Annotated in this window: 17 protein-coding genes; 12 read left to right on the top strand and 5 right to left on the bottom strand. The window is 47.6% G+C overall.

The window, feature by feature from the left end; all coding sequences use genetic code 11:
* Positions 1 to 61: 61 nt before the first annotated feature.
* The 3 genes from D1B31_RS00255 to D1B31_RS00265 all read right to left on the bottom strand — a co-directional run bounded on the left by D1B31_RS00255 (position 62) and on the right by D1B31_RS00265 (position 3,581).
* A complete protein-coding gene (locus D1B31_RS00255; RefSeq protein WP_118918755.1) occupies positions 62 to 1,435 on the bottom strand; it encodes a PTS transporter subunit EIIC in 1,374 nt (457 codons plus the stop codon).
* An 11-nt stretch (positions 1,436 to 1,446) separates the two neighbouring features.
* Positions 1,447 to 2,331, bottom strand: a complete 885-nt coding sequence (gene murQ, locus D1B31_RS00260) for an N-acetylmuramic acid 6-phosphate etherase (protein WP_118918756.1) — start codon at positions 2,329 to 2,331, stop codon at positions 1,447 to 1,449.
* 401 nt (positions 2,332 to 2,732) lie between these two features.
* Complete coding sequence (locus D1B31_RS00265; RefSeq protein WP_118918757.1) at positions 2,733 to 3,581, bottom strand: MurR/RpiR family transcriptional regulator; 849 nt, start codon at positions 3,579 to 3,581, stop codon at positions 2,733 to 2,735.
* A 181-nt stretch (positions 3,582 to 3,762) separates the two neighbouring features.
* Between D1B31_RS00265 and D1B31_RS00270 the strand changes: the two genes are divergently transcribed.
* From D1B31_RS00270 to D1B31_RS00290, 5 genes are all read left to right on the top strand, one after another.
* Positions 3,763 to 4,497 (top strand): AzlC family ABC transporter permease, encoded by a 735-nt coding sequence (locus D1B31_RS00270; protein WP_118918758.1) that lies wholly within the window; start codon positions 3,763 to 3,765, stop codon positions 4,495 to 4,497.
* Positions 4,487 to 4,792, top strand: coding sequence for an AzlD domain-containing protein (locus tag D1B31_RS00275; protein WP_118918759.1), 306 nt, complete (start codon positions 4,487 to 4,489; stop codon positions 4,790 to 4,792). Before D1B31_RS00270 ends, D1B31_RS00275 begins: the two co-directional genes overlap by 11 nt.
* A 172-nt stretch (positions 4,793 to 4,964) precedes the next feature.
* Complete coding sequence (locus D1B31_RS00280; RefSeq protein WP_118918760.1) at positions 4,965 to 6,236, top strand: M48 family metallopeptidase; 1,272 nt, start codon at positions 4,965 to 4,967, stop codon at positions 6,234 to 6,236.
* A gap of 199 nt (positions 6,237 to 6,435) precedes the next feature.
* The gene (locus D1B31_RS00285; RefSeq protein ID WP_118918761.1) at positions 6,436 to 7,626 is read left to right on the top strand and encodes a M14 family metallopeptidase; all 1,191 of its coding nucleotides are present in this window, start codon (positions 6,436 to 6,438) and stop codon (positions 7,624 to 7,626) included.
* 167 nt (positions 7,627 to 7,793) lie between these two features.
* Entirely contained in the window at positions 7,794 to 8,462 is a 669-nt protein-coding gene (locus tag D1B31_RS00290; protein WP_118918762.1) for an SOS response-associated peptidase, read from the top strand.
* 157 nt (positions 8,463 to 8,619) lie between these two features.
* Here the strand turns inward: D1B31_RS00290 and D1B31_RS00295 are convergent, their stop codons facing one another.
* On the bottom strand, positions 8,620 to 8,856 hold the full coding sequence (locus D1B31_RS00295; protein ID WP_118918763.1) for an IDEAL domain-containing protein: 237 nt from the start codon (positions 8,854 to 8,856) through the stop codon (positions 8,620 to 8,622).
* A gap of 200 nt (positions 8,857 to 9,056) precedes the next feature.
* On the opposite strand from D1B31_RS00295, the gene D1B31_RS00300 reads away from it, so the two are divergent.
* Positions 9,057 to 9,632, top strand: a complete 576-nt coding sequence (locus D1B31_RS00300; RefSeq protein ID WP_275670679.1) for a competence protein ComK — start codon at positions 9,057 to 9,059, stop codon at positions 9,630 to 9,632.
* Here D1B31_RS00300 and D1B31_RS00305 read toward each other — a convergent pair.
* A complete protein-coding gene (locus tag D1B31_RS00305) occupies positions 9,629 to 10,012 on the bottom strand; it encodes a YhjD family protein (protein WP_118918764.1) in 384 nt (127 codons plus the stop codon). The two genes, D1B31_RS00300 and D1B31_RS00305, sit on opposite strands and share 4 nt — an antisense overlap.
* Positions 10,013 to 10,225: 213 nt before the next feature.
* Between D1B31_RS00305 and D1B31_RS00310 the strand changes: the two genes are divergently transcribed.
* The 6 genes from D1B31_RS00310 to addA all read left to right on the top strand — a co-directional run bounded on the left by D1B31_RS00310 (position 10,226) and on the right by addA (position 21,941).
* Positions 10,226 to 12,217: a S9 family peptidase gene (locus D1B31_RS00310; RefSeq protein ID WP_240035092.1), complete on the top strand. Its 1,992-nt coding sequence runs from the start codon at positions 10,226 to 10,228 to the stop codon at positions 12,215 to 12,217.
* Between the two features lie 141 nt (positions 12,218 to 12,358).
* The gene (locus D1B31_RS00315) at positions 12,359 to 13,291 is read left to right on the top strand and encodes an LCP family protein (RefSeq protein ID WP_118918765.1); all 933 of its coding nucleotides are present in this window, start codon (positions 12,359 to 12,361) and stop codon (positions 13,289 to 13,291) included.
* A gap of 75 nt (positions 13,292 to 13,366) precedes the next feature.
* Positions 13,367 to 13,975, top strand: coding sequence for a TVP38/TMEM64 family protein (locus D1B31_RS00320; protein ID WP_118918766.1), 609 nt, complete (start codon positions 13,367 to 13,369; stop codon positions 13,973 to 13,975).
* Positions 13,976 to 13,996: 21 nt separating this feature from the next.
* Positions 13,997 to 14,548, top strand: coding sequence for a signal peptidase I (gene lepB / locus D1B31_RS00325; protein WP_275670680.1), 552 nt, complete (start codon positions 13,997 to 13,999; stop codon positions 14,546 to 14,548).
* Positions 14,549 to 14,680: 132 nt separating this feature from the next.
* Positions 14,681 to 18,178: a helicase-exonuclease AddAB subunit AddB gene (gene addB, locus D1B31_RS00330; protein WP_118918767.1), complete on the top strand. Its 3,498-nt coding sequence runs from the start codon at positions 14,681 to 14,683 to the stop codon at positions 18,176 to 18,178.
* Positions 18,171 to 21,941, top strand: coding sequence for a helicase-exonuclease AddAB subunit AddA (addA, locus tag D1B31_RS00335; RefSeq protein WP_118918768.1), 3,771 nt, complete (start codon positions 18,171 to 18,173; stop codon positions 21,939 to 21,941). The genes addB and addA overlap by 8 nt, the downstream gene beginning before the upstream one ends.
* Positions 21,942 to 22,001: the final 60 nt, after the last annotated feature.

Consider the following 22,001-nt stretch of genomic DNA (forward strand, 5'->3'; position numbering starts at 1 on the left):
AATCTTTCAAAAAAAGACCTGGCACTCTTTTTGCAAAAGTGCCAAGCCCCCTGTGAATCTATTAAATATTATCCGCCATTTCTTCTTTAAAACCAAACAAGTACGTGAAAATGAATCCGAATAGGTATGCAAGTGCGATTCCGATCAAGTAATAAATAAACTTGTTTTCAACGATTAGCGGAGTCAGAGATAGGCCGGAGACCCCAACCGCTGCCGCGGCTGTTTTCATGACTGCCTGGAAGGCACCGCCGACGGCGCCGCCGAGGCAAGCGGTGATGAACGGGCGTCCAAGCGGCAGGGTAACCCCATAAAGTAACGGTTCGCCGATGCCAAGGAAACCGACTGGCAGACCACCTTTGATAATGTTGCGCAGTCTCTTATTCTTTGTTTTTGTGAAAATTGCAATTGCTGCACCAACCTGGCCTGCACCAGCCATTGCCAGTATTGGAAGAAGCGGAGTGTTGCCAATTGAGTTAATGAGCTCCAGGTGAATTGGTGTCAAGCCGTGATGCAGACCGACCATGACGAGTGGCAGGAAGAATCCGGCAAGAATCGCGCCTGCGACAACGCCGCCAACATCAAGGATCGCTTTCAGTCCGGAAGTGATACCGTCAGCAAGGACGCCAGCGACTGGCATAATCACGAACAGGGAAAAGAATCCGACAATTAAAACCGTAATAAGGGATGTAAAAATAATATCAACTGAACTCGGCACAACTTTCCTAACTCGTTTTTCAACAACAGTCATCAGCCATGCGGCAAAAATGACCCCGAAGAGACCACCGCGCCCTGGTATGAGCAATTCGCCAAACAATTTGATTTCCGCAAGGCCCGGGCTGAAAAGGACAATACCGGCGATGGCGCCAAGCACAGGCGTTCCGCCGAACTCCCTTGCTGTATTCCAGCCGACAAGAACGGCCAGGGATGCGAATACCGCTCCGCCTAGGACGAGAAGAATTTGAATCAAGGTATGGGTGCGTTCAACACCAGAGTTTACTGCAAAGTTGGCTGCTCCGTTAATGAGACCGGAAGCAACAAGACCTGGAATAAGCGGAATGAAAATGCTTCCGATTCTGCGGAGCAAGTTCTTTATTGGCGTATTGTTTTTCTTTTTGACAGCTGATTGGTTCAAGGCTGCCCTTTCTTCGAGTGTCAGGTCATCGGCATTTGCTTCTTCCCCGACACGAAGCCCCGTCATTGCACTCATTTCTGCCGCAACTTTGTTAACAGTACCAGGGCCGACAACGATTTGCAGATTGTCATCCTCGACAACGCCCATAACGCCGTCGATTTTCTTTAGATCCTGGATATTGGCCTTGGAATCATCCTTCAAGTTTAGGCGAAGGCGGGTCATACAGTGGGCCACGCTTCTAACATTGTCTTTGCCGCCGATATGCTGAAGGATATCATTGGCCATCCGTTGTTCTTTTTTCACATTTACTCCCCCTATTTTGTCTTTCTTATGAATCCATTCGATTCGTCAAGCTTCTGGGCAGCCTCTTCATAGGAGCAATTGAGAAGGATCATGATGATGGCTGCCTTCACGTTCCGTTGTGCTTTTTCATAATACTTGGCGGCTGTGTCGTAATCTGTTTCGGCTGCCTGCATAATGATTCGCTTCGAGCGTTCAACCAGTTTCTTGTTCGTCGATTGGACATCAACCATAAGGTTTTTGTACACTTTGCCGATGCCAATCATCGATGCGGTCGAAATCATGTTCAGGACAAGCTTTTGGGCGGTGCCTGCCTTCAATCTTGTCGACCCCGTCAGGACTTCAGGACCGGTTTCAACTTCAATGGCAATTTCCGCGTACTTGCTAATCTCGCTGTTTTTGTTGCAGGTGAGGCTCACTGTCGCTGCCCCTTTTGACCTGGCATGCTTTAACGCGCCAATCACATACGGTGTCCGGCCGCTTGCGGCAATGCCAATGACTGTGTCATTTTCGTTGACGGAAATGGCTTTCAGATCTTCAGCTCCCAGGGCTTCATCATCTTCTGCTCCTTCGACTGCTTTTGTGAACGCTTTCATTCCGCCGGCAATAAAACCCTGTACCATTTCAGGCAGGGAACCGAATGTTGGAACGCATTCAACCGCATCCAAAACGCCAAGCCGTCCGCTCGTACCGGCTCCAAGATAAATGAGGCGCCCGCCTTTGCGGAAGGAAGAAATGGCCTTGTTGACAGCCTTTTCAATTTCCTGTATTTCTCCAGCGACGGATTGAGGAACAGTTTGGTCTTCCTTGTTCATTGTTTCAAGGATTTCCTTTACAGACATGAGATCAAGATTCATTGTCTTACCGTTCCTTTTCTCCGTTGTCAATTTATCAAGCATAGAACCACCCTTTTTTGTAGTGATATACTTCTATTTTATGCCTATGAAATTTAAAGTCAATAATATTTTACTAAACATTGAATGTAAATTTCATTTGTTTAAATATTAAATAAACTCATTGTTTCAAATATGCCTGTTGATTTCCACTCCGCAAGGAAAGCTCCTGTGAATAATCATCGCAGAGACAGGCGTTCTTTGCCTGTCACGAGGCACACGCTGTCCGCAGGGCGTCTCAGTGGAGCCTCCTCGGCGCTAATGCGCCTGTGGGGTCTCCACATTGCCGCTACATCCCGCCGGAGTCGTGCCCTCCGTTCCAATCAACATGCCTAGTTAATTAATCAATAATATTCTTTAACAAAGTAAAAAAGCACCTTGCATAGGTGCTTTTGGACAAATTGGATTCAGCGTCTTAGTTTTATGACTTCTTTTCGGGCTTCGTGGTATTGGTCAACCACTTTTTCCCCAACCAGGTTGAACACGCTTAAATAAAGGGCATCAATGATGTTCAACTGGGTCATCCGCGATGAAATGGTACCGACCCGGTAATCCTGCTCGACTGCCGGTGTACAAAGGCGGATGGACGCCATCTTGTAGAGGGGTGATTTATCAAGGTTGGTAATTGCAATGACAATCGCCCCTTTTTCTTTTGCAAAACTGGCAAGCTCCAAAACGTCTTTTGTTTTGCCGGACATTGAAATGGCGACAAAGATATCGTTCGGCGCCAAGTAAGGAATAAGAGACAGCAAGTAGTGGAAATCGTGCGCCATCACCGAATGGTAGCCAAGCTTGGAAAATTTGTAGTGGCCATCGAGCGCAGGGGTTGCGGACCCCCCGACTCCAAAGAAAATCAGCCTGGAGGCATTGGAAATCGCTTCGACAGCCCGCTCGAGTTCTTTCCTGTCAAGCGAGGCGAGTGATGATTCGATAGCTGCTTTGTTCGTATAGGTGACCCGGTGGAACAAATCATAGGGGGAATCCTTTTGCTGTAAAATCGAAAAATCCGTCAAGTTGGAGCCCGACAACGCAATTTGTTTTGCCAGTTCAAGTTTGAATGATTTAAAACTGCCTATCCCGATCGATTTGCAAAACCTGACAACACTTGATTCACTGACCCCGGTTTTCTGCGATAAGTCCTTTGTCGTCATATTTGGGACGAATTGGGGATGCTCAATAATATATTGGCCAATCATTCGCTCAGCTTCAGACAAATTGTCCAATTCGCGCTCAATCCTAATTAAAAGTGTATTCATCAAATCCAGCTCCCAGCTCATAAGCTATTTCAATCATAGAGGGTAAACTGCCCGAAGGCAATAAGGCAGAAATGCCTCGGAAAAAATAAGCTGTCTATTTCCTGAAAATTTGGTAAAATGTATGTTTATAACGGGCTTTGGCTCAGATAATATACCATACATAAAGAACGGGGGATTGGAAATGGCGGAAACCGTCGCGGGAAAAATGTCTCCTGCAACAGACTTTAAATCCGGAACACAAGCCGGGATTAGTATCGGAATTGGCTATTTTCCGATAGCCCTGACTTTCGGGCTTTTGGCAAAATCAGCCGGACTATCGTTTGGGGAAACAGTGATGATGAGCTTGATTGTCTTTGCGGGAGCTTCCCAATATATTTCACTCAGCCTTCTGAGCCTTGGAACGGGTATGTTTGAAATCGTCCTGACAACCTTTATCGTCAATATCAGGCATTTCCTAATGGCCACTTCGCTGAACGAAAAAGCGCCTGAAGGGGACACCGCTGCAAAAGCAGTTTATTCCTTCGGGCTGACAGATGAAACATTCTCGGTTGCCGCCACAAAGGATGGCGAGGTTCGCCCGGGTTATATGTTCGGGCTTGTCCTCATCTCCTATTCCAGCTGGGTAATTTTTTCCGGGGCAGGACACCTCGTTGGAGCGAACCTTCCGAAAACATTGCAGGAGAGCATGGCTGTCGCCTTATATGCAATGTTCATCGGCCTCCTCGTTCCATCGATGAAAAAGAGCGCCAAGGCCATTTACCTGGCGGTCATGGCAGCTGCCTTCAACACCATCTTTACACTCGGAAAGGTTTTGGAAGCGGGCTGGGCAATCGTCGCAGCGACACTGCTCGCCGCAGTCATTGCCGAGACAGTTGTTTTTGTAAAGGAAAGGAAGGTGGCAGGCGGTGAGAAGTGAAATCATTTGGATGATTATCGGGATGGGCATCGTCACCTACGTGCCGAGGATGCTCCCGTTCGTCCTCTTCAAAGGCAAAGAACTGCCGCCTTTTTTGCAAGGAATCTTGAAAAACGTTCCATATGCAACACTCGGCGCGCTCATCTTCCCGGGAATCCTCTTCATTCATGAAGACATCCGATACGGATTGATTGGCGCGGCGGCAGCGTTTATCGCCGCGTTCCTGGGTGCGAACGTCATCATCGTTGTCCTGGGCTCCATCGCAGTATTAACCGTTTTTTCAGGTATATTCTAAACAGTGCCGGTACCTTTAGGGCCGGCTTCTTTTTGCAAAAATTCCTTTGGGCCTACACGCTTTATTTGGCCGTAATCACGTTTTTCGCATATGCCATCATGTCGGATGTTCTAAACAACAGCTTTTTAACTAAACTAATAAGAGAGAGGCTGTACAAAAAGGAGGACAATTTATGGCAAGGAAGATGGGAGTATTCACAATCCTGGCTTTTACGCTCTATGGGCTTTTCTTTTATTGGTATTTGTTCAAATTTTCAAGCTCTGCCCTGCCGTTTGAATACCAGGGGACAAGCGCCGATCCGGCAACCTTCCTGAACGGCCGGGAACTTGGGCTTTCGGAAGAGTATTCGAAAACGAGAAATTTGCTTTTCTTCCTGTCTTCGCCGTGGGAATGGCTTTTTTACATTCTCATTATGCTGACAGGGTTGAATAGCTGTTTTAAACAATGGGCCGAGCAGGCAACAAAAAGGAAAATTTTCAGGACGCCGATTTATCTTTTCTGGTTTTCCTTTGTGGGCTACCTCGCCGCCCTTCCGCTCGGTTTAATAAGTTATTCTTTATCAAAAACGTACAATATCTCAACCCAGACATTTCCTTCCTGGATGAAGGATGAGCTGATTGACTTTTGGATCAACTACGGAACGCTGCTGATTATCGTTCCGGTGCTGTACTATCTTTTGAAAAGAAGCCAGAAACGCTGGTGGTTGTTCGCCTGGATGCTGTCGGTACCGTTTACTTTGTTTATGATGTTCGTCCAGCCGGTTCTCATCGACCCTTTATATAATGATTTTTACCCGCTCAAAAACAAAGAACTGGAAGCGAAAATACTCACCATGGCCGACAAGGCTAAAATTCCGGCCGAGCATGTTTTCGAGGTGAATATGGCCGAGAAAACGAACGCAATGAACGCGTATGTGAACGGCATCGGGTCCAACTCGCGGATTGTCCTTTGGGATACGACGCTGAACCGGCTCACCGACGACCAGATTTTATTCATCATGGCGCACGAGATGGGCCATTATGTTGAGAAACATTTGTATATCGGGATTGCCGGCTATCTGCTCCTGTCGCTTGTGGGGTTATATTTAGCCCATGTTCTCATGCAACACATCTTGCAAAAATGGAGCCGGGTACTCAAAGTGCCATCCCCCGACGATATCCGCAGCCTGCCGCTCATTTTGCTGATATTATCGGTGCTCATGTTCGGGTCAAGCCCGTTATCAAATGCCGTTTCGCGCTACCAGGAAGCGCGTGCCGACCAATACGCGATCAATATGACGAAGAACCCGCAGGCAGCCATCGGAAGCTTCCAGGAACTGACCCGTGCAGGGCTAAGCCAAGTAAACCCGCCCTTCCTCGTCAAACAGTTCCGCTACGGCCACCCAACCATGCTCGAACGCATCTCCATGCTCGAAGAATACCAAATCCAACACCGAAAACAATAAAGAAGAGCCGGCCTGAGCCGGCTCTTTCTTGGTGAGGCAGGGGACGGTTCTACTGCTTCATTCGAGAGGCGAAAGAAGCACTGGGACGGTTCTGTTGCTTCCCTCGGATGCTGGCAGTCCAGTCCCTAGTCCCAGTGCTATAAAAAACTGGGTTCTCATATAATTGGATGAATGCCATTTTTAAATGGGTGGTGAGGGCATGGAGGTTATGGTCAGGAGAGGGGATACATTTTGGTACTACAGTCAGTTGTTCAGAACCCCACTCCAGCTGATCATTGATTCAAACCGGGGAATAAGCCCGAATGCCATAACAGTTGGCCAAAGGATTCAGATTCCTGGTTTTGTTGCGACCAGTTATCAAGTCCGGCGGGGCGATACATTGTGGGGAATCGCCCGGTCAAGAAATCTGCAGCTGGATACGCTGCTTCTGACAAACCCAGGTATTAACCCATCAAGGATTCAGATTGGCCAGACAATCCGAATTCCACTTAGAATCACGTGGAGGCTCGTGCAAGGCAGGCAAAATTACGACCATCGAATCATGCTGAATGATGTAAGAAGGCTGCGGAATGTGTATCCATTTTTGCAAGTGCCTTCAATCGGAAGTTCAGTTGCCGGACGGAACATTCCTGAAGTACTGATTGGCCGCGGTGGTAAAAGGGTTCATTATAACGGTTCATTTCATGCGAATGAATGGATTACGACACCGGTGCTCATGACCTTTCTGAATGATTACCTGCTGTCGCTGACAAACCAGACGACGATTCGCGGAAGATCCACGTTGCCAACCTACTTGCAGACGACGCTATCTATCGTGCCAATGGTGAATCCGGATGGAGTCCATCTTGTCATCAATGGCCTTCCCGCAAACGATCCGTGGCGGGCCAGAGTCGTTGCCTGGAACAGGGGAAGCACAGACTTCTCGGGCTGGAAAGCCAATATCAGGGGAGTCGACCTGAATGACCAATTCCCGGCTAGGTGGGAATTGGAAAGGGCGCGTAACCCGAAAGTTCCGGGACCGAGGGATTACGGGGGTGAGCGGCCCCTGTCCGAACCGGAAGCGATTGCGATGGCGAACTTAACGCGAAGGAGAGATTTTACCAGAGTCCTGGCCTTCCATACTCAGGGCAAGGTCATTTATTGGGGATTTGAAAACCATGAGCCGCCTGATTCTGAAAGGCTGGTCAGGGAGTTCGCAAGGGTGAGCGGATATGAGCCGGTAAAAACGATTGAAAGCTATGCCGGCTACAAGGATTGGTTTATTCAGGATTGGCGGCGGCCAGGCTTTACAGTGGAGCTCGGCAGGGGAGTAAACCCGCTGCCGCTTGCACAGTTTGATCAAATTTACCAGGAGGCGCTGGGAATTTTCCTGGCAGGCCTATATAGCTGATGGAGTATGGCCGGACTGCCGGCCTTTTTACTTTTTTGCAAAGATATTCGAGATTCGCATCCGCTTTTTTCCTGCCCAAATCCATGTCGCAGGCGCGGAATGCCGCAAAATTTGTTTTCACTCCCGTTCATGTTAAAATTTTGGCAACATGAAGGGAGGGGTTGCCAATGTGCGGAAGGTTTTCACTCATAACAGATGTGTACGAACTGATGCGGCAATTTCAATTTGAATTCGACGGGGAGCTCGAGCCGCGCTACAATATCGCACCCGGAACCGATATTCTTGCAATCGCCGCCCATGGCGATAAACGGGTAGCGGGAATGCTGCGTTGGGGATTGATTCCATTCTGGGCGGATAATGAAAAAATTGGCTACAAGATGATCAATGCCCGGGCAGAGACTGTTCATGAGAAGGGAAGCTTTAAGCAGCCATTGAAGTCAAAGCGGTGCCTCATCCCTGCCGATGGATATTTTGAATGGAAGAGGGAAGGGAATGTAAAACAGCCTTACAGATTCATCAACCAGGACAACCGACCACTTGCTTTCGCAGGGCTGTTTGACCGCTGGGATCGAGGCGGCAAGACGATTTATTCCTGTACGATTATTACGACTGCTGCAAATGAAAAAACGGCTGCCATCCATGACCGGATGCCGGCAATCCTAGAGCGTGAACAACAGGATATATGGCTTGATCCATCGGTCACGGACCCACTTACCCTGACGTCACTGTTAAAACCTTATCCCCTTGGCAAAATTGATTTTTATCAGGTTTCCACACGAGTGAACTCGGCAAGAAATGAAGACGAGGAACTGATCGCACCACTCAACAGCAAGTAGGAGGAGTTTTCATATCAAAAAAAACCGCCCGGGCAGGGGCGGTTTTTGCCATTATCCTTTGACTTTTCGGTTTGGAAGCCGTGGAAATAAGATTCTGAAATAGAGACGGCTGGCTTCCTGGCTACTTTTTTAGGTGGTGGCCGGGTTGCCGAAAATTTCAGGCACCAAATCGCTTTTCAAGTTCCACAAGGTTTCCAGAAAGGCGCATAAAGTCCTTTTCATTGCGTTGCTCCAATGCTTCATCGATATTGCGCAAAAGTTTCTCTTTTTCAATGTTCAACTGGATTTCATTCAGCAGCATCTCAATGTAAAGTTCCTGCAGCGACGACTTCTTTGCTTTTTCCTTTTTCATTGCGCCGATTTTCATCAGTTCCGCGTAGGATTTTTCCTTCATCCTTCATCCCCCCTGCTGCTTTTTTTAATTATAGTGAATTGATAAAGCAAAATCAAGGGAGTTTTTATAATTTTCTGAAAAAATAATTTTACATTGATGTCAATTTTATGAATAAATTCGTAACATTTTCATATGTTAAGAAAATTATCGGAAAATAATGGTATAATAACTGCGTATCTGACAATTAGGAGTTGAGGTATGTGAAGCAGAAGCAGATTGAAGAATATGAGATTAACCCTTGCACAATGTTTATCAAGCCTTTCGTCTATGGCAGCAAGGTTTATTCGCAAGTGTTTGAAATGGATGACGAATTTATTTCCCCGTTTAAACCCATCGAAATTATCAAAAAAAGCTGTGAATACTTCGGAAGTTCTTATGAAGGCAGAAAAGAAGGGACACGGCAGCTGATCGGCATCACCCATAAAGTTCCCATAGTCATTGACCCCACGAACTTCATCTATTTTTTCCCCACTACATCGCCAAACCGGCCCGAATGCATGTGGATTTCCCATGAACATGTTTTACACCACAGCAAAACAGCAAATGATGACACGCTCGTTACATTTCAAAACAAACAATCCTATCCAGTACCCGTTTCGTTCAATTCGTTCGAAAATCAGCTTTTGAGAACGGCGCTGCTAAGGACAAAACTTATGCAGCGCATCGAGCAGATGGAGAGAAAATCCTTTTATTTCCTAAACAGGCCCAATGCGCTTGAAGCCTCTGAAAGACAGCGCAAGTATGGGCATTTTATGGAATACGGTTCGCGTCCTTAATCACTGTTTGTTCTTGTACGGGACTGGTGCCTGCCGAGGAAATAATGCTCCATCAGTTCCTGGACTTTATTCCGTATGCGCGGATTAAAATAATTATGATACTCCTCGTAGCCTTTATAAAGAAACAGGAACATCGTAAAGGCATCATCCCGTTTCGTTTCCATCACCTTTAACTGATTAGACTTCATATAGGATTTTGCCCCGGCAAGCTCCTTCTGTACAACCTTCATCGTTTCCTCGACCAGTTCCTGATAAGGCTTCCTCAACTTGAAAGGACTCTTTTCAATCACAGTAAGATCACGGTTCAGGACAGTCAGCACCATCGGCAAATAGATGGCCTGCTCCATAATATCCCGGTCTTTTTCAGGTATCCTCGTCATCACATGCGGGCTCCTTTCGCAAAAATAGGAACGTGTGTTCGTAATGCTATCATACGAAATTCCGGCTTCAAAGGCAAGACCGGCAGGTTCGTCCTTTTCATATTTTTTTTATAGGATATGCAGGAAAAATCGCTATATTAAAAAAACAAAGAAGGAAAAACTATTTCTGGTGTCGAAATAGTTTAGGAGCTATTTTATGAAGGTGGGAAAGAAATGGGGTTGGAAGGAATGAAAGCAGAAGATCTATACGAACTGAAGTCCGTTGCGGACCCGCAGATGTCACCGGACGGTACGCTCTGTGCCTTTACGGAAACTGCGATTTGCCGGGAAAAAGGGGAATATTACTCTAATCTATACACGGTTAAAACCGACGGCCAAACAGCACCTGTCCAATGGACTTTTGGCAAAAAGAAAAACCACTCGCCACGCTGGTCACCGGATGGGACGAAGTTAGCCTTCATTTCCAATAGGGAAGGCAAAAATCAGATTTATCTTATGAATGCAAACGGTGGGGAAGCCAGAAAACTGACTGATTTGCCGAATGGAGCCGGTACTCTGGTATGGTCGCCGGATGGCATGAAAATTGCTTTTCAGGTAACAGTGAAGGCAGGAAAGAAGGCAACCGATAAAGAAGAGAAAAAAGAAGAGAAGCTGGAACCGCTCGTCGTCGAAAAAATGAAGTACAAATCAGACGCAGCCGGTTTTTGGAAAGGTACATACAAACAAATCGCCGTGGCTGATGTCGAAACGGGTGAGGTAACCCAATTGACAGATGGAGAAAATGATTATCATCTCCATTGCTGGTCTCCAGACGGAAAAACAATTGCTGCCGGAGCGGATTTCACGACGGAAGACAAGGACGACTCCTTCAGGCTGGACCTTTGTTTTATAGATGTCGAAAGTGGCAAAATAGAAAAAGTTGAGTCAAAAACGGACTACTTCGTGGATGCTTCATGGTCACCGGACGGTCGGACACTCGCCCTTACCGGCAAGAACAGGGAATTTGAAAATGCGACGCTTTCAAGAATATGGCTTTACGATAAGGAATCCGGCCTCTTCTCATGTGTAACGGAAGAGCTAGACGCCACGGTTGGTTCCGTGATGGCCGCTGACTTTCTCCAGGGCGCAACCGAGCCAGGAATCCTCTGGGCCGATGACAGCAGGAGCTTTTATTTTATCGCAAGCGACCTCGGAAACACGGTTGTCTATTACGGGAATACCGATGGCGAATTGTACCCGGCCCTGCTTGACAATCAATATGTGTATGGCCTGTCTTTGGACTCGAAAAGCCAGCGGGCAGTTGTTGCAATCAGCAGGCCGGACGAGCCGGGTGATCTGTATCTGTTATCGATAACGGACGGGGAATTAACAAGGCTCACATCTGTAAACGAAACATTTTTGCAAAATAAATCCCTTTCCATCCCGGAAGCAATCTGTTTCGAGGCGGAGGACGGCGTCGAACTGAACGGGTGGATTATGAGGCCAACAGCGTTTAAAGAAGGGGGGAAATATCCACTCATTCTTGAAATTCATGGCGGCCCGCATGCGATGTATGGAAATGCCTATATGAATGAGTTTCAAATTCTTGCCGCAAAAGGGTACGCCGTTCTTTACATTAATCCGCGTGGCAGCCATGGCTACGGACAGGAATTCGTTAATGCGGTCCGTTCCGACTACGGAGGCGGTGATTACAGTGACCTGATGAAGGCAGTCGACTATGCGCTTGAAACCTATGATTTTATTGATGAGGAAAGGCTTGGGGTCACCGGCGGGAGCTACGGCGGCTTTATGACAAACTGGATTGTCGGCCATACGAACCGCTTCAAGGCCGCTGTCACCCAGCGTTCCATTTCGAACTGGCTCAGCTTTTATGGGGTGAGCGATATCGGCTATTATTTCACGGAATGGCAAATTGGCGCGGGGCTTGAAGATATTGATAGGCTTTGGAAGCATTCGCCACTTGCTTATGTTCAAAACATTGAAACTCCGCTGTTGATTCTGCATAGCGAAAAAGATTACCGCTGTCCGATTGAGCAGGCGGAACAGCTATTCATTGCCCTTAAACGGCTAAAAAAGGAAACGAGGTTCGTCCGCTTCCCAGAAGAAAACCATGAACTTTCAAGGAGCGGCAGGCCGAATTTAAGAATTGACCGGCTCAACTTCATCGTTGACTGGTTTGATGAGCATTTACAGCTGAAAAATTAAACTGAATCAGATTGAAAGGCCGCCGTCGTGCGGCCTTTGCTTTGCCATCCTTTCCCTGAACCTTGTCTCTTTTTGTTTAGTATCAGAATTGGGGAAACATAATGAAGAAAGGAAGACTATACGGGATTGGATGGGATGCGAATGAGGTATGAAGAAAGGCGAAAAAGGAAAACGCACAAATGGAAGCGCGTGCTTGCTGTGGCGGTCCTTTTCATTGCGGCTTTAGGAGGATATACGATTTATCAATACAAGCAAGGGGTAAGGCAGTCGGAGCAGTTAATTGGTGATCAGCCAAAGACTGAATACACGTTTAACGGTAATAAAGACGAGTATGGCGGGACGAATATCCTTTTACTCGGAAGTGATTCCCGCCATGGTGAGCGTGCGAGGGCAGATACAATTATGATTGCCCATTACAATCAGGCGAAAGGGACATACAAGCTGACTTCCATTATGCGTGACAGCTATGTCGATATTCCTGGCTATGGAAAGCATAAAATTAACAGTGCCTTTGCAATCGGGGGCCCGGATTTAATGAGGCAGGCTATTAAGGAAAACTTCGGCCTTGATCTTCAATATTATGCGATTGTTGGCTTTGAAGGCTTTGTCCAGCTGGTCGACGAGGCGTTTCCTGAGGGAGTTGAAATTGAAGTGGAGAAGCCGATGCGCGAAAATATCGGGGTGCGGCTTGAACCAGGGCTTCAAAGGCTCGACGGTGCCCACTTGCTCGGATACGTACGTTTCCGTCATGACGCAGTAGGCGATTTTGGCCGGGTAAAGCGCCAGCAGAAAGTGGTAAAGAAAGTCGCCAATGACATCACCAGTTTCGAAAAGCTTCCCAAGCTCCCTAAATTAATTGGGATTGTTGTTCCGTTTATTAATACAAATATGGAGACAAATGATATGCTTTTTATGGCAAAAGATTTCATCGGAAAAGATAGGGAATCGATTCAATCGCTGCGCATCCCTGTGAATGGCAGTTACACTGACAGAAGAATTAGCGGAGAAGGCGCCGTGCTCGCAATCGACATTTATAAAAACAGGCAAGCCCTCCATCACTTTATTACAGAATGATGATATTTTGCTTCCTAAAGATTAAAACCGCCCGAAAAAGGATATAAAAAAAGAAGTTGCAATAAGGAGATCCGTATGGATACTGAATTTCTGAAATCACTGTTTACACTTGACAATATTATGGACCTCATCCAGGAGTACAGGTCATTCGGTCCATTACCGGGTATCATTCTCCCGATGCTGGAAGCTTTCTTGCCGTTTTTGCCATTGTTTTTATTTGTGATGGCAAACGCAAGTGCATTCGGCCTCTGGCTCGGGTTTCTCTATTCATGGCTCGGTGCCTGTGTCGGTGCCATGCTTGTTTTCACGATTTTCAGGAGTTATGGCCAAAGGCGTTTCCTTTCGTTTTTGCAAAAGCATCCTGCCGTCCGCAGGCTGATGAACTGGGTGGAACGCCACGGATTCGGGCCGTTGTTTCTTATGCTGTGCTTCCCGTTTACACCATCTGCGGTTGTCAATATCGTTGCGGGTCTATCAAAGGTCAGCATTAAGCAGTATATGCTCGCGGTCCTTGCGGGCAAGATGGTAATGATCTTTACTATCAGCTTTATCGGCTACGATTTAAAGTCACTTTTTACACAGCCGATCAGGACGTTGGTCATGATCTTGCTTATCTTTCTCCTTTGGCTGGCCGGCAAGCAAATCGAACGGAGATTGACAATTGCAACAGAAAAACGCGAATGAAAATGTCCGGGGGCGGTATGTTTGCAAGGATGGAAAAAAGAAGCATTTGAATGGACAAAGGCCTTTATGGTAGGCATCATTATTTTTATTCTGATCCGGTCGTTCGTCTTCGCCAATTATGTCGTCGAAGGGGAGTCGATGATGCCAACTTTGAAGGATGGAAATAAACTTGTTGTCAATAAGATTGGCTATCATATCGGCAACTTGGACCGGTTTGATGTCGTTGTCTTTCATGCCAATAAGAGAGAGGATTACGTAAAAAGAATTATCGGACTTCCGGGAGATAAGATTGAATACCGGGATGATCGCCTGTTTATAAATGGAAGGGAATTTGACGAGCCTTACCTTGAAGTTTACAGGCAAAGAACGCCTGCCATTTCTCTTACTGGAGCTTTTACCCTTGAGGAGCTAACAGGAGAAAAGACTGTACCGGAGGGGAAACTGTTCGTCATGGGGGACAACCGACTTGAAAGCTGGGACAGCCGGCATTTCGGCTTCATCTCCTCCAAAGAAGTCGTCGGAAAAGTAAACCTCCTTTACTGGCCAATTAAAGACGTAGCCTTCTCACCGTAAAAAACCCTGACACCTCTCACTCAGGGTTTTTTTATGTAAAAAGGTAAAATCTGAACCATTCTTAGGCAAACATCTGTACCCATTTTTGTGGTAAAATAAAAGATATGCAGTAGAAGGACGGAGGGTACTTGAATGTCATTAAGAATGCTGATTGGAAGGGCCGGAAGCGGAAAAACGCTTACGTGTATTGAAGAAATCAAAAGCCGGCTGATTGACAGTCCCGAAGGCCCGGCCATCATTTATCTCGTCCCTGAACAAATGACGTTCCTGTCAGAATACAGGCTGGCCACAGATGAAACGATCGGCGGGATGATCCGTGCCCAAGTGTTCAGTTTTTCCCGGCTTGGCTGGCGGATCCTGCAAGAGACAGGAGGAGCAAGCCGCTATCACCTAAGTGAAGCAGGCCTGAATATGCTCATCCGAAAGATCATTGATGAGAAGAAGGATGAATTGCGGCTATTCAAGCGCGCGGCCGATAAAAATGGATTCATCCAGCAAGTGGAACAAATGCTCACTGAATTTAAACGGTACTGCATCGAACCGGAACAGCTTGCCGAGAGCCGCGGCATGATCGACGGTACTGGCAAAGGTGACAAGGCGCTCGCCGATAAGATGCACGACCTTGAAATTATATATAAACAGTATGACGAAACGGTGTCGGGTAAGTATCTTAACTCCGGCGACTATTTCGGCCTTCTTGCCGAAAAAGTTGTAAGTTCGGCCTATCTCAAAGATGCTGAGGTATACATCGATGGTTTTTATAGTTTTTCCCCGCAGGAATATCGGGTCATCGCGGAGCTTTTGAAGGTATGCAAAAGGGTGACGGTCACACTGACCCTCGATAAACCTTGCCGGGACATGTATCCTGATGAACTTCATTTGTTCAGAATGTCGGGTGAAACGTGCAAGAACTTTTTCGACCTTGCTAGGAACGAAAGGGTTGAAATGGAAGAACCGCTTATACTTGAAGGCCAAATGCGCTGGACGAACGATTCGCTAAAATCTCTTGAGGACAATTTTGACTCAAGGCCCGCCAAGGCGTTTGAAGGGGAAACGGCTATCACGGTTATTGAGGCTGTCAACCGGCGGGCGGAGATTGAAGGGATTGCGAGGGAAATCCGGAGGCTTGTAAGGGAAAAAGGGTACAGATACAAGGATATTGCCCTTCTGATCCGGAACGGCAAGGAGTATCACGAAATTATTGAACCTGTTTTTTATGATTACGAGATTCCATATTTCATAGACCAGAAGAGGACAATGCTCAATCATCCGCTCGTTGAACTGATTCGCTCCGCCCTTGAAACAGTCATTGGGCACTGGCGCTATGAACCTGTATTCCGTGCTGTCAAAACAGAGCTTCTGTTTCCACCAGCCAGCAATACAGCAAGAATGAGAAGGCAGATGGACAAGCTTGAAAATTATGTCCTCGCGCATGGAATTCAGGGACGGAAGTGGACAGGGAAAGAGGGCTGGAAATACCGGAGAATCCGAGGCCTGGAATTTGTCTCCAGTGTTCAGACCGACGAAGAAATCAGGACAGAGCAGGAATTGAACGAGCTGCGGCTTGTTATTACAACACCGCTGATGAGGCTGTCGAGAAGACTAAAAAAAGCCGCTACAGGAAGAAAGATGTGTGAAGCGGTCTATTTGCTCCTCGAAGAACTGGATATCCCCGCAAAGCTTGAAGCATGGAAAGCAGAGGCGGAGGAGGAAGGTAACCTGATCAAAGGGCGCGAGCACAGCCAAGTGTGGAATGCTGTTATCGACCTGCTGGATCAGTTCGTTGAGTTGCTCGGCGAAGAGGAAGTGGCCCCGAAGCAATTTGCGTCCATTCTCGACGCTGGGCTTGAATCACTTGAGTTTTCCCTCGTCCCGCCTGCGATTGATCAAGTGATGGTTGCGAATCTTGATAAATCACGCCTTGCAGAGGTGAAGGTTGCGTTTGTTGTAGGTTTGAACGAAGGGGTTCTTCCGGCGAAAATTGGGGAGGATGGCATCCTTGGCGACACGGAAAGGGGGATGCTTTCGGCTGCTGGACTTAACATAGCTCCCGGAAGCACGGAGCGTCTGCTTGATGAGGAGTTTATTGCCTACAAGGCGTTCGTGACGCCAGCTGATGCGCTGTACGTCAGCTATCCGCTTGCCAATGCGGAAGGGAAGTCACTCATCCCGTCAACTTATATTAAGAGAATGAAAGACCTGTTCCCGGATTGCAAGGAAGCGGCAGCTTCCTCCGACCCAGCTGATTTGAATGAGGAAGAGCAGATTTCTTTTGTCAGCAATAGAGGAACAGCCTTGTCATTCCTGACGTCACAGCTTCAGCAAAAGCAGAGGAACTATCCCATCTATTCTTTCTGGTGGGATGTGTACAACTTTTTTGCGGGCAGCCCGGCTTTAAGAAGCAAGGCTGGAATGGTTCTGTCAAGTCTTTTCTATACGAACAGGACAGTGAAACTTCCAGAAGAGATTGCCAGTGAACTATATGGAGAGGACATTCAGGGCAGTGTTTCACGGATGGAATTATTCAATAGCTGCCCGTTCTCGCACTATGTCCAGCATGGCTTGAAATTGCGTGACCGCCAGATTTACAAGCTTGAAGCGCCAGATATTGGCGAACTTTTCCACGCCGCGCTGAAATATATTGCTGACACGGTAAACGAACAGAATATTTCCTGGGCAGGCTTGTCGAGGAAGGAATGTGAAAATCTGGCAAGGGAGGCAGTTGAAGCCATTGCGCCTCGGCTTCAGAATGAAATTCTATTAAGCTCGGAAAGGCATCACTATATCAAAAGAAAGCTGCAGCAAATCATTACGAGAGCTTCAATCGTGCTTAGTGAGCATTCAAAATTAAGTGAGTTTGAACCTGTCGGCCTTGAGGTCGGTTTTGGCAGGGGCGGAGAGCTGCCACCACTTTCCTTCAGACTGAAAAACGGCTGCAAAATGGAACTTGCCGGCAGAATCGACCGGATTGACAGCGGGGAAGGGAAAAATGGCGAACTCTATTTGCGAGTCATTGATTATAAGTCAAGCAGCAGAGGCCTGAACCTTTCAGAAGTGTATTACGGAATTGCCCTGCAGGTTTTGACCTATCTCGATATTGCGATTTCGAACTCTGCCCTTCTTGTTGAAAAGCAGGCGGATCCGGCGGGGGTTTTCTATTTCCATGTCCATAACCCGATGATCAATACAGTAAAGCGGCTTTCAGAAGAGGAAATTGAACAGGAAATCCTCAAAAAATTTAAAATGAGCGGCCTCGTCCTTGAAGACGAAGATGTCATTCGCCTAATGGATCGGAGCCTGGAAAGCGGGAATTCACAAATCATTTCCGCCGGTTTTAGAAAAGACGGTTCACTGACGAAAGCATCGAAGACGGCTACGGCCTCGGAAATTGAAGATTTAAGAAAGTTTGTCCGAAAGATATACGAGGATACCGGTAACGCCATCGTCAGCGGGGAAGTTGGGATTGACCCGTACAGGCTGAAGGATAAAAACCCTTGTACGTTTTGTTCATTTAAGCCAGTCTGCCAATTTGACGAGTCAATTGAGGGCAGCGATTACCGCAGGCTCGCCCCGCAAAATGATAGCGAAGCGCTCGAACTGATCAGAAAGGAGGTCCTGGAACATGAGTAAAGTGCTCATACCGCCAATGCCAAACGGCCTTAAATGGACAAGTGACCAGTGGAAGGCCATCGTGGCAAAAGATACGGATATTCTCGTTGCAGCCGCTGCCGGTTCGGGAAAAACGGCTGTCCTGGTTGAGCGGATGATCCGGAAAATCGTATCGGCTGATGATCCGGTCGATGTTGACCAACTCCTCGTCGTTACTTTTACGAATGCATCTGCCGCGGAAATGCGGAACCGCATTGGAGAAGCGCTGGAAAAAGCAATTAACGATGACCCGGAATCCCGCCATTTGCGCAGGCAATTAAGCCTGCTGAACAAAGCGTCCATTTCGACTCTTCACTCCTTTTGCCTTGATGTAGTCAGGAAATACTACTACCTGATTGACGTTGACCCGGGTTTCCGAATAGCCGATGAAACAGAAGCCCAGCTCTTAAGGGATGAGGTCATGGATGCGCTCCTCGAGGAGGAATACGGGACAAAAGGCAACGAGCCATTTTTCCGTCTCGTTGACACATTTACTTCTGACAGAAATGATGAAGCACTGCAGGAAATTACGGTTGCATTATACGATTTTGCCAGATCCAACCCGAATCCCGACAAATACCTTGATGGAGTTGTGTCAATGTACGATACATCCGGGATGGAAAAAATAGAAGAACTGCCCTTTATTGATGCGTTGCTTTTTGATATCCAGCTGCAGCTGAACAGCGCGAGGCAATTCGCCGAAAAAGCGTTGGAAGTGGCGAAGCTTCCTGATGGGCCAGCCGCGCATGCGGATGCCTTTACAAGTGACATCCACCTGATTGACGGTCTGCTCGCTGCTGCCAATGATTCGTGGGAATCGCTCTATACAGCCATGCAGTCCATCAAGTTCGCAGGAGCCGCGACAATCAGGAAAGGCCAATGCGATGAAGAATTAAAGAAAAAGGCAGGCAAGTACCGGGATAAGGTAAAAAGGATTGTTAACGGGCTTGCTTCAGAACTTTTTTCAAGAAAGCCAGAAAGCTTCCTTCACGATATGGAGGAAATGAAACCGGTTATTGAAACGTTGACCGGGCTCGTCCGGAAATTTTCGGACAGGTTCGAAGCGGCAAAGAAGGAAAAGGGCCTTGTTGACTTTTCTGATCTCGAACACTATTGCCTGGACATTCTTGTGCAAAATGAGGACGAAGCAGGTAATCTACTCCCATCGGCCGCAGCCTTGTCTTATCGAGATCAATTCCGCGAGGTGCTTGTCGATGAATACCAGGACACGAACATGGTCCAGGAAACGATTCTGAAACTTGTATCAGGCGGTTCCGGTGAGGTTGGCAACCTATTCATGGTGGGCGACGTAAAGCAGTCGATTTACCGATTCAGGCTAGCAGAACCGAACCTTTTCCTTGGTAAATACAATCGCTTTTCAAAGGATGCTCCCGAGGAAGGGCTAAGGATCGATTTAGCCAGAAACTTCCGAAGCAGAAAGGAAGTCCTTGATGCGACCAACTATCTGTTCAGGCAGATCATGGGAGTACAGGTGGGTGAAATTGAATACGGCGAGGATGCCGAACTGAGGCTGGGGGCCGATTATCCTGCCGAACCGTTTCCGGTCGAATTAATTATGATTGACCAGGGGAGAAATTCCGAGCCGGATGATGCCGAAACGGATACAGACAGCGAACTACTCGATGCGGAAGAACTTGAACAATCCCAGCTTGAGGCGAGGACAATGGCCGCAAAAATTAAAGAAATAATCTCGTCGGGCCAACCTGTCTATGATGCGAAAACAAAAACGTCCAGACCAGTACGCTACCGGGACATCGTCATTTTGCTTCGGTCCATGACGTGGGCGCCGCAAATTATGGAGGAATTCAAGCAGCAGGGGCTGCCGATCTATGCCAACCTTTCAACCGGCTATTTCCAGGCAACAGAAGTAGCCATCATGATGTCGCTGCTAAAGATGATCGACAACCCTTATCAGGATGTTCCATTGGCTGCCGTACTCAGATCACCGATTGTCGGACTTGATGAAGAAGAGCTGGCAATCATTAAACTCCAGGATAAAAAAGGGGCATTTTGGGACAGCGTCATGGCTTTTTGCAAAAAAAACGCGCCGGCTGAGTGGGAAGGCTTGCATGAAAAAGTCTGCCGGTTCACCGAACAGCTGGAGGGCTGGCGAACACTCGCGCGGCAAGGGTCGCTGTCGGAACTCATTTGGCAGCTTTACCGCGATACGGGTTTTTATGATTTTGCAGGAGGGCTTCCCGGCGGAAAACAGCGCCAGGCAAATCTCCGCGCTTTATATGACAGAGGCAGGCAATATGAGGAAACATCTTTCAGGGGACTGTTCCGCTTCCTCCGTTTCATTGAGCGGATGATGGACCGCGGCGATGATCTTGGTGCGGCAAGGGCGCTTGGTGAACAAGAGGATGTTGTCCGCATCATGACGATCCACTCAAGCAAGGGGCTGGAGTTCCCGGTTGTTTTCATCGCGGGGATCGCCAGAAGTTTCAATATGATGGACATCCGGAAGTCGTATATGCTTGATAAGGAATTTGGTTTTGCAACAAAGTATATTAATCCCGAGAAGCGAATTGCCTATCCTTCGTTACCGCAGCTTGCTTTCAAGCGGAAGAAACGGATGGAAATGCTTGCTGAGGAAATGCGCGTCCTATATGTGGCGATGACCCGGGCAAAAGAAAAACTGTATTTGCTCGCCACCTTGAAGGATGCGGATAAAAAACTCAGCCAGTGGGAAGATTTCGCAACTCACCCGCGCTGGCTGCTTGAAGATGCCGACCGTGCCGCGGCAGCCGGATATGTTGATTGGATCGGACCGGCGCTCTTCCGGCATAAGGATTGCGGCATCCTCAGAGGTGGGGCGGAAGGTGTTCATATCCCGGCTGAAATTTTCGGAGATGAATCACATTGGAAGGTTACAATGGTGAATGCGGAAGAAATCAGCAGCTTAGAATCGGAGGAAAGTTCCGGCAGTGACGGACTGTTGGAGGTTGTGAGGGATCTCCGCCCGGTAGCAGAAACATCTCCCCGTGAAGCGGAAGTCATTGAGAGGCTAACGTGGGAATACCAATTCCAGGATGCTGCGAGCCACAGGGCGAAGCAGACGGTTTCGGATATGAAACGGAACCGTGAACTGGCGGATGAGGAAAGCGGGACGGACCTTGTGAAAAAGGCCCGAAAGACAGTTTTGGACCGGCCAAGGTTCATGCAGGAAAAAGCCCTTAGTCCCGCAGAGCGGGGAACTGCCCTTCACGCTGTCATGCAGCACGTTGACCTTTCAGCGCCAATCACCGAGGACTCTATCCGACTGCTCGTTCGCCAAATGGTCGAAGCCGAACTCCTGACTGAGGAGCAGATGGAAGTCATTGAACCGAACCTGATCGTTACGTTTTTTCAGTCAGATCTTGGCCAAAGGCTTCTGTCAGCAAAAAAAGTCTACAGGGAAGTACCATTTACCGCATCCATTTCCTCGAAGGAAGTGTATCCGGATTGGAAGGATGAAAACGAGCAAATCTTCATTCAGGGGATTATCGACTGCCTTTTCGAGGATCAGGATGGCCTCGTCATGATTGATTTCAAATCGGATCAGATTACTGGCCGTTTCTATAGCGGGTTTGAAGGGGCGGCTCCTATTTTGGAGGACCGTTACAGGCTCCAAATAGAACTGTACACGAGGGCGCTGGAGAAAATTTGGAAGCGCCGCGTCAATGAGCGTTATCTGTTCTTCTTTGACGGTGCCCATATTCTGAAACTTGAAAGGGATAGCTAGAGAAAAGGAAGATTGTTAATTCAAAAAGACATGAACCGGTTTCAACATCGGTTCATGTCT

Origin of the sequence: Neobacillus notoginsengisoli (assembly GCF_003515685.1) — a bacterium.
Lineage (GTDB): Bacteria > Bacillota > Bacilli > Bacillales > Cytobacillaceae > Bacillus_D > Bacillus_D notoginsengisoli.

Bases quoted from the DNA above. Each gene is read 5' to 3' on its own strand.
- murQ (WP_118918756.1), bottom strand. From the start codon at position 2,331: ATGCTTGATAAATTGACAACGGAGAAAAGGAACGGTAAGACAATGAAT.
- D1B31_RS00265 (WP_118918757.1), bottom strand. From the start codon at position 3,581: ATGAATACACTTTTAATTAGGATTGAGCGCGAATTGGACAATTTGTCT.
- D1B31_RS00270 (WP_118918758.1), top strand. From the start codon at position 3,763: ATGGCGGAAACCGTCGCGGGAAAAATGTCTCCTGCAACAGACTTTAAA.
- D1B31_RS00280 (WP_118918760.1), top strand. From the start codon at position 4,965: ATGGCAAGGAAGATGGGAGTATTCACAATCCTGGCTTTTACGCTCTAT.
- D1B31_RS00285 (WP_118918761.1), top strand. From the start codon at position 6,436: ATGGAGGTTATGGTCAGGAGAGGGGATACATTTTGGTACTACAGTCAG.
- D1B31_RS00290 (WP_118918762.1), top strand. From the start codon at position 7,794: ATGTGCGGAAGGTTTTCACTCATAACAGATGTGTACGAACTGATGCGG.
- D1B31_RS00295 (WP_118918763.1), bottom strand. From the start codon at position 8,856: ATGAAGGAAAAATCCTACGCGGAACTGATGAAAATCGGCGCAATGAAA.
- D1B31_RS00305 (WP_118918764.1), bottom strand. From the start codon at position 10,012: ATGACGAGGATACCTGAAAAAGACCGGGATATTATGGAGCAGGCCATC.
- D1B31_RS00310 (WP_240035092.1), top strand. From the start codon at position 10,226: ATGGGGTTGGAAGGAATGAAAGCAGAAGATCTATACGAACTGAAGTCC.
- D1B31_RS00315 (WP_118918765.1), top strand. From the start codon at position 12,359: ATGAGGTATGAAGAAAGGCGAAAAAGGAAAACGCACAAATGGAAGCGC.
- D1B31_RS00320 (WP_118918766.1), top strand. From the start codon at position 13,367: ATGGATACTGAATTTCTGAAATCACTGTTTACACTTGACAATATTATG.
- addB (WP_118918767.1), top strand. From the start codon at position 14,681: ATGTCATTAAGAATGCTGATTGGAAGGGCCGGAAGCGGAAAAACGCTT.
- addA (WP_118918768.1), top strand. From the start codon at position 18,171: ATGAGTAAAGTGCTCATACCGCCAATGCCAAACGGCCTTAAATGGACA.